Consider the following 11,733-nt stretch of genomic DNA (forward strand, 5'->3'; position numbering starts at 1 on the left):
TACAGGCGCTGGCGTAAGAGGCATCCGGCATCCCGCTGCCATCAACGGGCGCTGTGCTAAGCTGGCGCCCCCTTTTTTTGAACAGTGGAGTCTTGGCGATGAAGGCACGCATCCAATGGGCTGGCGAAGCCATGTTCCTCGGTGAATCAGGCAGTGGTCATGTGGTCGTCATGGACGGCCCACCGGATGCCGGCGGTCGGAACCTGGGTGTCCGGCCAATGGAAATGCTCTTGCTCGGTGTCGGCGGCTGCAGCAACTTCGATGTGGTCAGCATTCTCAAGAAGTCACGCCAGGCCGTCGAAAGTTGCGAAGCGTTCCTTGAAGCCGAGCGCGCGACAGAGGATCCGAAAGTGTTTACCAAGATCCACATGCACTTCGTGGTCAAAGGCCGTGGACTGAAGGAAGCCCAGGTCAAGCGCGCCATTGAGCTGTCCGCCGAGAAATACTGCTCGGCCTCGATCATGCTCGGTGCTGCCGGTGTTGAAATCACTCACGATTATGAAATCATCGAGTTGGGTTGAATCGACATCCAACCATCACAAATGCAGTGCAAGCTCTGGCGGTCAGAAGCCGACATCTGCATAATGCGCCACTTTTTTCAGGGCAATGATCGGCTCGCGGGCTGATCCATTGCCTGGACAGACAACCAAAATCGCCATCGCGAAGAGGTGTTAACCGTCCTACGCAGGTGCGTCGTTCGCATCTGACGGGCATGCTTGATCACGCGGCCGGGCCGCAATACACAGAGAGTTTTCAAACGGTGAAAAGCAAACTCAAGCTCCATGGGTTCAATAACCTGACAAAGACCTTGAGCTTCAACATCTATGACATCTGCTATGCGGAAACCCCGCAAGACCAGCAGGCCTACGTCGAGTACATCAATAAAGAGTACAACGCCAAGCGCCTCACGCAGATCCTCACGGAAGTTGTCGATATCATTGGTGCCAACATCCTGAACATCGCCAGTCAGGACTATGAACCCCAAGGCGCCAGCGTGACCATTCTGATCTCGGAAGAGCCGGTGACACCGACCGAAAGCCAGATCGAAGAGTCCCCGGGCCCGTTGCCTGAAATTATCCTGGCCCACCTCGACAAGAGCCACATCACGGTACATACCTATCCGGAGATCCATCCGGTGGACGGTATTGCAACGTTCCGAGTGGACATCGATGTGTCGACCTGTGGCGTCATTTCACCGCTCAAGGCACTCAACTTCCTGATTCACCAATTCGATTCCGACATCGTGACCGTGGATTACCGTGTGCGTGGCTTCACACGGGACGTGGAAGGCCACAAGCACTTCATTGATCACGAGATCAATTCGATCCAGAACTATCTCTCCGAAGACACTCGCGACGCGTATCAGATGACCGACGTGAACGTGTACCAGGAAAACCTGTTCCACACCAAAATGCTGCTCAAGGACTTCGAGCTGGACAACTACCTGTTCGGTGATGCCACCAGCAACCTGTCCGTTGAGCAGCGTGGCCAGGTGGAAGAGCGTGTGAAGCACGAGATGCTGGAGATTTTCTACGCGCGCAACATGCCGCGCTGAAGATCAAGGCTACAAAAAAAGGCGACTACCTGTGCGGTAGTCGCCTTTTTCAGTTCTGGGAAAGCCGATATGTCTGTGGGACAGGCTCCGTATCGCGGTCAGATCCGATAGGTGCTCTTGGTCATGACCTTCGCCAACAGGCTCATGCCGAATTTCACCGGAGCCGGGAAACGAAAACCCCCCGCATCGAGAGCGCTTTCGGCATGCTGTTCTTCATCCTTGCGCATCTGTTCAAGAATCGCCCGGGACTTTTCATCTTCGGCCGGCAACTGCTCCAGGTGCTCATTCAGATGCTTGCACACTTGATGTTCGGTTGCCGCGACGAAACCCAGGCTGACCTTGTCGCTGATCAGTCCGGCCACCGCGCCGATGCCGAATGACATCCCGTAGAACAACGGATTCAGGACGCTGGTATGGCTACCCAATTGGCGAATGCGCTGCTCGCACCAGACCAGGTGGTCGACTTCTTCTTCGGCGGCATGCTCCATCGCCTCGCGTACCTGCGGCAATCTTGCCGTCAGCGCCTGGCCCTGGTACAGAGCCTGGGCGCAAACCTCACCGGTATGGTTGATACGCATCAGGCCCGCGACATGGCGAGTCTCTTCGTCACTCATCTGTACGTCCGGCTGCACGATTGCCGGCGACGGACGGTACGGCTGGCCACTGAAGGGCAGTAGCGTGCGCATCGCGGTATCGGCTTGCAGCAGCAGGCGGTCAATGGGCGAGTAGTGACGTTGGGTAGTCATGCTTACCTCCGGAAAAAATCACGGCAGCCAGTTTAACCCAATCGGCTGCTGAAGATTTGCGCTGGGTCAGCGGTATCAACCCGGTGGCCAGTTCATCTGGCGCTGCCCCAGCACGTGCATATGAATGTGATAGACGGTCTGCCCGCCAAGTTCATTGCAGTTCATCACCACGCGGAAGCCTTCCTCACAGCCCAGCTCAAGCGCAAGGCGCTGGGCGGTAAACAGGATATGTCCGGCCAACCCTTTGTCTTCCTCGGTCAGGTCATTGAGGGTGCGGATCGGTTTTTTCGGAATCACCAGGAAATGCACTGGAGCCTGGGGGGCGATGTCGTGAAAAGCCAGAACCTGATCGTCTTCATAAATGATCCTGGCCGGAATTTCCCGGTTGATGATCTTGGTAAACAGAGTGTCCACGGCTGCTGCTCCGTTGGGTTGTTTGAGGTCGAGTGTATTGAAGGCTCGGTTGGCAAGCCTGGGTTAACCATCCGCAAATCTAGCGTGGACAGTAGGCTTTATTGGACATGCCGCTGAGAATTCGCACCAGCCAGCGCGGCCCGAGTCGGGGCAGGGCGGCGATCCAGCGATTGCGGCGTCCGGGAATGATAATGGCCCGGTCCCTGTCCAGCGCGCGGACAGCGTACAGCGCAACCTCTTCAGGGCTCATCAGCTTCTTATCGTCGCTGGGCTTCTCGTCCCGTTGCCACTCGGCAAAAAAACCGGTGCGGGTCGGGCCAGGGCAAAGTACCGAGACTTTGATCGCACATTTCTTCAGCTCGATTCGCAGGGCTTCGGAAAAGTGCAATACGTACGCTTTGCTGGCGTGGTAGGTGCTCATCCAGGGGCCCGGTTGGAATGCGGCAGTCGACGCGACGTTCAGGATCTGGCCGCCTCCATGCAGCGCCATGCTGTTGCCTACGGCGTGACAGAGGCGGGTCAGGGCCAGGATATTCACTTCGATGAGGTCCTGCTCGGTCATCCAGTCCTGGCCCAGGAACGGGCCGAAGGTGCCGATGCCGGCGCAGTTGACCAGCAGGTCGATCTGGCGTTCGCCTTCTTCCAGTTCCAGCAGGAAACCTGAAAGCCGCAAGGGCTCGCTCAGGTCGCAAGCCCGGAACAATACTTCCACGCCAAATCGCTGGGTCAGTTCGATCGCAATACTTTCCAGTCGATCACGCTGTCGCGCCACGAGTATCAGGTTGCGCCCGCGCCGGGCCAGTGCTTCAGCCAGGGCCAGGCCGATTCCGCTGGAAGCGCCAGTGATCAGGGCGTAACGGGTCATGCAGTTCTCCATCGCAACAGCCCGCCGCCAGTGGACCGGGCTGTCACTGGCATGAAGCGGGCCTATTGTTCCTCTTCTTCTTCGTAGTCTACAGAAGGCGAGGCGGGCTCGGCTGCATCAACGGCCGGTTCTTCGCTGGTCTGGTCACTGTATTCGCTGCTTTCGTAGCTGCTCGAGGCACCGCTATCGAAGTCCTCTTGGAGAGCACCGAAGATGCCGGCGAAGGTGGCCACGAAAATCAGGACGATCATCACCAGCCACAGCGACGCCAGCAGCTTGACCGCCGTGGTATTGCGCGGCGGTGGTGGGCCGTACTGGTTGGCGCCGGTATTGCCTGGGGCGATGATGAGAATGAACGGGAAGATGCTGCCCACGAATGGCACGAGGTTGATCAGCCACAACCACCCCGACCAGCCGAGGTCATGCAGACGCTGGACGTTGAACTGGATGCTCACGAACGCGAAGGCAAGCACGACGACTACAGCGATCAGACCACCGACGACCAACCCGGCTATCGAGTCGGAAGCGAGCAGCCAGTTCGTGGCGACCCAGAAGCCCAGGCCTACCAACGGCAGCATGGCCAGGGTCAGGACCATGGTCCAGGCCAGGTAGCGCAGGCGTCCGATACGTCCCTCGAAGCTGAAGGGTTTGAGCGTGCCGTACTCGGCGAATGTTTCACCCACTGCTGCCCGTGGAGGCGCATAAGGAGAAACAGGATCGATCACAGAGTCCGGCTGGCGGCCGCCCGGCTGCTCCTGGATTTCGCCGAGATTGAGCTGGATGGACGGTTCGGCTTCGATTCGTGCATCGATGCCGCTTTTATGAAGCGCGTCCAGGTACTGTTGCGCTTCATTCTGGGACAGGTTGTTCTTGAGGGACACCTTGCGACCGCTGAACAGTCGTTCAATGGCGCTCACATCACTTTTGAACAGTTCGGCGAGGTTGAGCTTGGCGGTAGTGGTATCTACGCCTGGCAGCAGGGCCCCGTCGAATACAATGTTGAAACGGTTTTCGCTCATGCCTGGCATCCTTGTCTTTCTGGTTGGTTTATTGTGGGTTCAGCGCGGCCAATGGCCGCCAAGTTGTGTCGCTAGGGCTTGCGCCTGCCGGTATTCTTCATCCAGGCGTGCGATCAATTGATCGACACCGGGCAAATCATTGATGTCACCTACACCCTGGCCGGCGGACCATACGGTCTTCCAGGCCTTGGCTTCATCATTGAGCGGTTTGAGTTTCGCCCCCGCATCCGCCACGCCCTTGCCTTGCAGAGCAGCCAGGTCGAAGCCGGCACTTTCCAGGCTCTGCCGCATGAAACTGGCCGGCACCCCGGACACTGCGGGAGTATGCACGATGTCCGCGGCTCTGGATGTGAGCAACATCTCTTTATAAGCGTCGGACGCGTGACTTTCCGTCGTGCCGATAAAACGCGTTCCGAAGTAGGCCAGATCCGCGCCAAGCAATTGCGCAGCCAGAATCTGATGGCCGTGGTTAAGGCATCCTGCAAGCAACAGGGTTTTATCGAAGAACTGCCGGATTTCAGCAATCAGTGCGAATGGGCTCCAGGTTCCTGCGTGCCCACCCGCACCGGCCGCAACGGCAATCAAACCGTCGACCCCCGCTTCGGCGGCTTTTTCGGCATGGCGGCGAGTGGTCACGTCGTGAAATACCAGGCCGCCATAGCCGTGAACCGCGTCCACCAATTCCTTCACCGCCCCCAGGCTGGTGATGACGATCGGCGCCTTGTGCTCGATACAGATTGCCAGGTCGGCCTGGAGTCGCGGGTTGCTGTGATGGACGATCAGATTGACTGCGTAGGGCGCCGGCTTTTCCAGGGTCGCCAAGCCCGCTTCGATTTCCTCCAGCCACGCCTTGAAGCCGCTGCTTTCACGTTGGTTCAACGCCGGGAAACTCCCGACGACACCGTTGCGGCAGCAGGCCAGTACCAGCTGCGGATTGGAAATGAGGAACATCGGTGCGACCACGACAGGCAGCCGCAGACGTTGTTCAAGCAGAGCGGGCAGCGACATTGGAGGTCCCTCTGATCAATGGATGCGGTTGGAATTAGAACGGCCGGACCACGACCAGGATTACAATAGCCAGCAATATCACGACCGGCACTTCATTGAACCAGCGATAAAAGACATGACTGCGGGTGTTTTCGCCACGGGCGAAGCGCTTAACCTGGGCACCGCACATATGGTGATAGCCGATTAGCAAGACGACCAGAGTCAGCTTTGCGTGCATCCAGCCGCCTTGGGTGAAGTAGGCGCTGGCATTGAGGCTGAGCAAGCCGATGCCGAACACCAGCGTGGCGATCATCGCCGGGCCCATGATGCCGCGATACAACTTGCGTTCCATGATGGAGAAGCGTTCCTTGCTGACGCTGTCTTCGCTTTGAGCGTGGTAGACGAACAGTCTAGGCAGGTAGAACAGGCCGGCAAACCAGCAGACCATGCTGACAATGTGAAGCGCTTTGAGCCATAGATAGAGCATTTTTGATTATTCCCAGGTTCACGGTAGGTTCGATAGTAGAGGTTAGCGCGGCCACACGTCACCTTGGCGGTTGTCGCAGCGCTGCGGGCGCCCTATCATCGACGGCTTTCCAGTGGTTCGTTGAGGGCAGGTTCATGGTCAAGGTCGGTATCGTCGGCGGCACGGGTTACACCGGTGTCGAACTGCTGCGTCTGTTGGCACAGCATCCGCAAGCTGAGGTGGTGGTCATTACCTCCCGATCCGAGGCCGGCCTGGCCGTCGCCGACATGTATCCGAACTTGCGGGGCCATTATGACGGCCTGGCGTTCAGCGTCCCTGACGTCAAGACCCTCGGGGCCTGCGATGTAGTGTTTTTCGCCACCCCCCATGGTGTCGCCCACGCTCTGGCGGGTGAGCTGCTGGCCGCGGGAACCAAGGTCATTGACCTGTCGGCAGACTTCCGTCTGCAGGACGCAGACGAATGGGCCAAGTGGTACGGTCAGCCCCACGGCGCACCGGAACTGCTGGACGAGGCGGTCTACGGCTTGCCGGAAGTCAATCGTGAAAAAATCAGGCAGGCACGGCTGATCGCGGTGCCGGGTTGCTATCCGACCGCGACGCAGTTGGGATTCCTGCCTTTGCTGGAGGCCGGTCTCGCCGATGCGTCGCGCTTGATCGCCGACTGCAAGTCGGGCGTCAGCGGCGCCGGTCGAGGTGCCAGCGTTGGCTCGTTGTACTCCGAAACATCGGAGAGCATGAAGGCCTACGCGGTCAAGGGGCATCGTCATTTGCCGGAGATTCGCCAAGGGTTGCGTCGCGCGGCAGGCAAGGACGTCGGCCTGACTTTCGTGCCGCACCTGACGCCCATGATCCGTGGTATCCATTCCACCCTCTACGCCACCGTGACCGATCGCTCCGTGGATCTGCAGGCGCTGTTCGAGAAGCGTTATGCCGATGAGCCGTTTGTCGACGTGATGCCGGCTGGCAGCCATCCGGAAACCCGCAGTGTCCGCGGCGCGAACGTATGCCGGATCGCTGTGCATCGCCCCCAGGATGGCGACCTGGTCGTGGTCTTGTCGGTAATCGACAACCTGGTCAAGGGCGCTTCCGGCCAAGCGGTACAGAACCTCAACATCCTCTTCGGGCTGGATGAGCGGCTGGGCCTGTCCCACGCTGGGATGCTGCCTTGATTAAGAGATGCAGGCTGTAAGCTACGAGCCCGTGGCTTATAGCTTGCGGCTTACAGCTGCTGCGCAAATAGTTGACCAATTTTGTCGGAGAAGCGGATAATGCCCGCCATCACGCATTATGGCGGCGTAAGCGCCGGGAGATATTCAGCATGAGCGTCGAAACCTTCACCCCCACGGCTTTGCAATTCACCCACGGTGCCGCGCACAAGGTGAAGAGCCTGGTCGATGAAGAGGGCAATGATCGTTTGAAGCTGCGCGTGTTCGTGACGGGCGGCGGTTGTTCAGGTTTTCAGTACGGCTTCACTTTCGATGAGGAAGTGGCCGAGGATGACACCATCGTCGAGCGCGAAGGCGTCAGCCTGGTGGTCGATCCGATGAGCTTCCAGTACCTGGCGGGTGCCGAGGTGGATTATCAGGAAGGCCTGGAAGGATCGCGCTTCGTGATCAAGAATCCTAACGCCACCACAACTTGTGGGTGCGGTTCTTCGTTTTCGATCTGATCGCTTCAATAAAAACGCCGCAGAGCCTTACGGCCCTGCGGCGTTTTTTTTGTCCGCGATTATTGATCTCAGGCCGGATAAATGGCGCCGAGTACGCGCGGGCCACGGGCCCCAGTGACACTTGGACGGTTGCCTGGAATACCCTCAAGACAGCAATGGGCGAGCCAGGCAAAGGCCATGGCTTCAACCCAATCCGGGTCCACGCCGTACACTGCCGTACTGCTGACTTTGGTAGCTGGTAGCAAGTCAGCCAGGCGCTTCATCAGTGTCTGGTTGTGTGCGCCACCGCCGCAGACCAGCAGCTCCTGCGTGTTCGGCTGGGCATGCTGGAGTGATTCGACGATGGTCAGGGCAGTCAGTTCAAGTAGTGCCGCCTGCACATCTTCAGGGGCGAAGGCTGGCAATTGCGATAGATGACGGGTCAGCCAGGACAGGTTGAATACTTCTCGTCCGGTACTTTTCGGGCCCTTGGTTACAAAGAAGGGGTCTCCAAGCAACGTCTTGAGCAAAGTCGGCTCTACTTTTCCGCTGGCTGCCCATTGGCCGTCACGATCAAAAGGCTCGCCTCGCTCCTGGTATATCCACGCATCCAGCAATACGTTGCCTGGGCCACAATCGAAACCTGATACGGGTTTTGCCAGCTCTATCAGGCTCAGATTGCTGAAGCCGCCGACATTCAGCACTGCACGAGGACCGACTCGTTCTTCGAACAGTGCTTCGTGAAATGCCGGAACCAGAGGCGCCCCCTGTCCTCCGGCGGCGACATCACGGCTGCGGAAATCGCTGACAACGGTGATGCCGGTCAATTCGCTCAAGAGTGCCGGGTTGCCGATCTGCACGGTAAATCCGCGGGCCGGTTCATGGCGAATGGTTTGGCCGTGGCTGCCAACCGCGGTGACGTCTTCAGGCTTGAGCTTCTGTTCGTCGAGTAAGGTATGGATGCCCTGCGCGGCCAGCTTTACCCAGTTCTGCTGGGCGATGGCGGAGCGGGCGATCTCATCGGGCCCACTGCTGCACAGTGCAAGCAACTCGGTGCGCAGGGGCGTGGGCATGGGTATGTAATGCGTGGCGATCAATTTGATCGCCGGGGCAAGTTCGATCAGCGCGATATCCAGGCCATCCAGGCTGGTCCCGGACATCACACCGATATAGAGCGCCATGGCTTAGCGCTTGCTCGAAGCCAGCAGGGTGGCTTTCTCTTGATCCATGCGAGCCATCAGAGGCTGGCTCTGAGCCAGGAAACGGGTGCGCTCGGATTTCGCAATCGGATCGGCCATCGGCAGCTTCTGGCCGAGCGGATCGACGTGAACGCCGTTGACCTGGAATTCATAGTGCAAGTGCGGGCCGGTGGACAGGCCAGTCGTGCCGATGTAGCCAATAACCTGGCCTTGCTTGACGGAGCCGCCGGTCTTCACGCCCTTGGCGAAACCTTGCATGTGGCCGTACAGCGTGCGGTAGGTGTTGCCGTGCTGGATGATCACGGTATTGCCATAACCGCCACGACGGCCGGCCAGCAGTACCTTGCCATCGCCGGCAGCCTTGATGGGCGTGCCGCGCGGAGCTGCGTAGTCGACGCCTTTGTGGGCGCGGATCTTGTTCAGGATAGGATGCTTGCGGCCTGCGGAAAACCTGGAGCTGATGCGGGCGAAGTCGACTGGAGTACGGATAAACGCCTTGCGCATGCTGTTGCCGTCAGCGGTGTAGTAGCTGCTGTTGCCCTGCTTGTTGGTGTAGCGCACCGCCGTATAGGTCTTGCCGCGGTTGGTGAAGCGCGCGGAAAGGATCGGTCCGTTGCCGACGCTTTTCCCATTGACCACTTTCTGTTCGTAGATGACGTCGAACTCGTCGCCCTGGCGAATATCCTGCGCGAAGTCGATGTCATAACCAAACACGCTGGCCATGTCCATGGTCAGGCTGTGGGAAAGGCCGGCGCGGGCGGCCGACTGGGACAGCGAACTATTGATGACGCCGTGAACATAGGCGGAGCGCACGGTAGGTTTGGTGGTGACGCGGTTGAATACATAACCCTTTTCGTTTTTGGTCAGGGTGATACTTTCCAGATCGCTCAGCTTGGTGTGCAGGTTGGTCAGCTGCCCGTCTGGATTGAGTTCGAATTCGAGTTTCTGGCCACGTTGCAGTTGAGTGAACTGTTTGGCTTGCTTGTCGCTGGCCAGGATTTCATGGACTGAGGTTGAGGGCAGGCCCACCTTTTCGAAGAGAGTGGAGAGTGTGTCGCCCTTGGCAACAATCACTTCACGGTGGTCCGGTCCTTTCTTCTCTTCTGCAACAGGAGCTTCTACCTGTGCGGTGGCGTTTGCAGTGTCTTTCGCGCTTTCTTCAATCTGCGCAAAAGGCGAGGCGGCCGGTTCGTTTGTGGCTTGAACGGCTTCGGCGGCGTCTTGTTCTTGTGTCAGTTGTTCAGCGGGACTTTCCAGTTCAAGACTCAGAGTCGTCTTTTTGGCTTCGACATCGCTGGAAGGAAATACCAGGAGCGCCAGGCTAAGGAGGGCGGCGATACCACTTGCGGCGAGCAGGTGGGTCTTTGGGTAAAGCGGCGGCGCTTTAGACGGTTCGGTGGTCATAGGTAATTTGACTTTTGAAAAGATGCATTGGAAAAGATGAATGACATGATGAAGATGAAATAACTGTATAAAATATAACCAAAACCCCTGCGAAGCAAGCCCGCGGACGCTCTGTCTATGGGATTGGCGTCCGTGCACCTGGCAAACCTTGTATTTGGTGCGCGATCTTGTATGGTTGGGGCCCTTTGAATCTGAGCCTTGCGGGTCTGTTATGAAGTCGGTTGAAGAGCAGCTAGCGCTGATCAAACGTGGTGCGGAAGAACTGTTGGTCGAGTCCGAGCTGATCGAAAAGCTCAAACGCGGGCAGCCGCTGCGTATCAAGGCCGGTTTCGACCCGACGGCGCCCGATCTGCACCTGGGGCATACCGTGCTTATTAATAAGCTGCGTCAATTCCAGGACCTGGGGCATCAGGTTATCTTCCTTATAGGCGACTTCACCGGCATGATCGGTGATCCGAGCGGCAAAAGTGCCACGCGTCCTCCGCTGACTCGTGAGCAGGTTCTCGACAACGCCGAGACCTACAAGACTCAGGTCTTCAAGATTCTTGACCCGGCCAAGACCGAAGTGGCTTTCAACTCCACCTGGATGGATCAGATGGGGCCGGCGGATTTCATACGCCTGACTTCCCAATACACCGTAGCTCGCATGCTCGAGCGCGACGATTTCGACAAGCGTTATACAACCAATCAGCCAATCGCCATCCATGAGTTCCTCTACCCGCTTGTGCAGGGTTATGACTCGGTCGCATTGCGTGCGGACGTCGAGCTTGGTGGTACCGATCAGAAGTTCAACCTGCTGATGGGGCGTGAGCTGCAGCGCGGCTACGGACAAGAGGCTCAGTGCATCCTGACCATGCCATTGCTGGAAGGTCTGGATGGCGTGAAGAAGATGTCCAAGTCGCTGGGCAACTACGTCGGGATCCAGGAGGCGCCGGGCGTCATGTACGGCAAGTTGGTTTCCATTCCTGATGTGCTGATGTGGCGTTATTTCGAGTTGTTGAGCTTCCGCTCCATGGATGAGATCAATGCTTTCCGAGCCGATGTGGAGGCGGGCGCTAATCCGCGTGACATCAAGATCAAGCTGGCCGAAGAGATCGTTGCCCGTTTCCACGGGGAAGAGGCTGCGGCCAACGCTCATCGCGCGGCGGGTAATCGCATGAAGGATGGCGAGCTGCCGGATGACCTGCCGGAGATCGAATTGACTGCTGCCGAGGATATGCCGATTGCGGCGGTTCTGAATAAGGCGGGCTTGGTCAAGAATGCTGCGGTGGCGCGAGACCTCTTGGGTTCGGGCGGCGTGCGTATAGATGGTGAGGTCGTGGATCGTACCTTTATATATAAGCTCGGCTCCACTCATGTGTGTCAGGCCGGCAAGAAGGCTTTCGCACGTATTACGCTCAAATCCGAAT

At 58.2% G+C, this 11,733-nt stretch carries 13 protein-coding genes (1 of these 13 cut by a window edge); 5 read left to right on the plus strand and 8 right to left on the minus strand.

Annotation, left to right across the window (positions count from 1 at the left end):
- Positions 1-98 precede the first annotated feature (98 nt).
- Entirely contained in the window at positions 99-521 is a 423-nt protein-coding gene (locus J3P89_RS02500; RefSeq protein ID WP_008061600.1) for an OsmC family protein, read from the plus strand.
- 239 nt (positions 522-760) lie between these two features.
- The gene (gene speD / locus J3P89_RS02505; RefSeq protein WP_434571448.1) at positions 761-1,555 is read left to right on the plus strand and encodes an adenosylmethionine decarboxylase; all 795 of its coding nucleotides are present in this window, start codon (positions 761-763) and stop codon (positions 1,553-1,555) included.
- Between the two features lie 98 nt (positions 1,556-1,653).
- Here speD and coq7 read toward each other — a convergent pair whose 3' ends face one another.
- The 6 genes from coq7 to hemJ form a co-directional block, all read right to left on the minus strand.
- On the minus strand, positions 1,654-2,301 hold the full coding sequence (gene coq7 / locus J3P89_RS02510) for a 2-polyprenyl-3-methyl-6-methoxy-1,4-benzoquinone monooxygenase (protein ID WP_305498429.1): 648 nt from the start codon (positions 2,299-2,301) through the stop codon (positions 1,654-1,656).
- Between the two features lie 75 nt (positions 2,302-2,376).
- The gene (locus J3P89_RS02515; protein ID WP_305498431.1) at positions 2,377-2,715 is read right to left on the minus strand and encodes a histidine triad nucleotide-binding protein; all 339 of its coding nucleotides are present in this window, start codon (positions 2,713-2,715) and stop codon (positions 2,377-2,379) included.
- Positions 2,716-2,794: 79 nt separating this feature from the next.
- Positions 2,795-3,580: an SDR family NAD(P)-dependent oxidoreductase gene (locus J3P89_RS02520; RefSeq protein ID WP_434696648.1), complete on the minus strand. Its 786-nt coding sequence runs from the start codon at positions 3,578-3,580 to the stop codon at positions 2,795-2,797.
- Between the two features lie 62 nt (positions 3,581-3,642).
- A complete protein-coding gene (locus J3P89_RS02525) occupies positions 3,643-4,599 on the minus strand; it encodes a DUF805 domain-containing protein (protein WP_434571454.1) in 957 nt (318 codons plus the stop codon).
- A gap of 39 nt (positions 4,600-4,638) precedes the next feature.
- Complete coding sequence (locus tag J3P89_RS02530; RefSeq protein ID WP_434696649.1) at positions 4,639-5,607, minus strand: NAD(P)H-dependent flavin oxidoreductase; 969 nt, start codon at positions 5,605-5,607, stop codon at positions 4,639-4,641.
- A 34-nt stretch (positions 5,608-5,641) separates the two neighbouring features.
- Positions 5,642-6,073 (minus strand): protoporphyrinogen oxidase HemJ, encoded by a 432-nt coding sequence (gene hemJ, locus J3P89_RS02535; RefSeq protein ID WP_305498435.1) that lies wholly within the window; start codon positions 6,071-6,073, stop codon positions 5,642-5,644.
- 134 nt (positions 6,074-6,207) lie between these two features.
- Here hemJ and argC point away from each other — a divergent pair, with 134 nt between their 5' ends.
- On the plus strand, positions 6,208-7,242 hold the full coding sequence (gene argC, locus J3P89_RS02540; protein ID WP_305498436.1) for an N-acetyl-gamma-glutamyl-phosphate reductase: 1,035 nt from the start codon (positions 6,208-6,210) through the stop codon (positions 7,240-7,242).
- A 149-nt stretch (positions 7,243-7,391) separates the two neighbouring features.
- Entirely contained in the window at positions 7,392-7,742 is a 351-nt protein-coding gene (erpA, locus tag J3P89_RS02545) for an iron-sulfur cluster insertion protein ErpA (RefSeq protein WP_003177727.1), read from the plus strand.
- A 68-nt stretch (positions 7,743-7,810) separates the two neighbouring features.
- On the opposite strand, the gene J3P89_RS02550 is transcribed toward erpA, so the two are convergent.
- A complete protein-coding gene (locus tag J3P89_RS02550; protein WP_434696650.1) occupies positions 7,811-8,902 on the minus strand; it encodes an anhydro-N-acetylmuramic acid kinase in 1,092 nt (363 codons plus the stop codon).
- A gap of 3 nt (positions 8,903-8,905) precedes the next feature.
- Positions 8,906-10,324, minus strand: a complete 1,419-nt coding sequence (locus J3P89_RS02555) for a peptidoglycan DD-metalloendopeptidase family protein (protein WP_434658078.1) — start codon at positions 10,322-10,324, stop codon at positions 8,906-8,908.
- 211 nt (positions 10,325-10,535) lie between these two features.
- On the opposite strand from J3P89_RS02555, the gene tyrS reads away from it, so the two are divergent.
- Positions 10,536-11,733, plus strand: the 5' portion of a protein-coding gene (tyrS, locus tag J3P89_RS02560) for a tyrosine--tRNA ligase (protein ID WP_305498438.1). The gene runs 2 nt beyond the window's last position; 1,198 of the gene's 1,200 nt are visible here — the first part of the coding sequence; its start codon is at positions 10,536-10,538; only part of the stop codon is in view: it crosses the right edge, with 1 base visible at position 11,733.

Source organism: Pseudomonas sp. Z1-14 (assembly GCF_051132005.1).
GTDB lineage: Bacteria > Pseudomonadota > Gammaproteobacteria > Pseudomonadales > Pseudomonadaceae > Aquipseudomonas.

Coding starts and splice junctions, on each gene's coding strand:
- J3P89_RS02500 (WP_008061600.1), top strand. CDS start 99: ATGAAGGCACGCATCCAATGGGCTGGCGAAGCCATGTTCCTCGGTGAA.
- coq7 (WP_305498429.1), bottom strand. CDS start 2,301: ATGACTACCCAACGTCACTACTCGCCCATTGACCGCCTGCTGCTGCAA.
- J3P89_RS02520 (WP_434696648.1), bottom strand. CDS start 3,580: ATGACCCGTTACGCCCTGATCACTGGCGCTTCCAGCGGAATCGGCCTG.
- J3P89_RS02525 (WP_434571454.1), bottom strand. CDS start 4,599: ATGAGCGAAAACCGTTTCAACATTGTATTCGACGGGGCCCTGCTGCCA.
- J3P89_RS02530 (WP_434696649.1), bottom strand. CDS start 5,607: ATGTCGCTGCCCGCTCTGCTTGAACAACGTCTGCGGCTGCCTGTCGTG.
- hemJ (WP_305498435.1), bottom strand. CDS start 6,073: ATGCTCTATCTATGGCTCAAAGCGCTTCACATTGTCAGCATGGTCTGC.
- argC (WP_305498436.1), top strand. CDS start 6,208: ATGGTCAAGGTCGGTATCGTCGGCGGCACGGGTTACACCGGTGTCGAA.
- erpA (WP_003177727.1), top strand. CDS start 7,392: ATGAGCGTCGAAACCTTCACCCCCACGGCTTTGCAATTCACCCACGGT.
- J3P89_RS02550 (WP_434696650.1), bottom strand. CDS start 8,902: ATGGCGCTCTATATCGGTGTGATGTCCGGGACCAGCCTGGATGGCCTG.
- J3P89_RS02555 (WP_434658078.1), bottom strand. CDS start 10,324: ATGACCACCGAACCGTCTAAAGCGCCGCCGCTTTACCCAAAGACCCAC.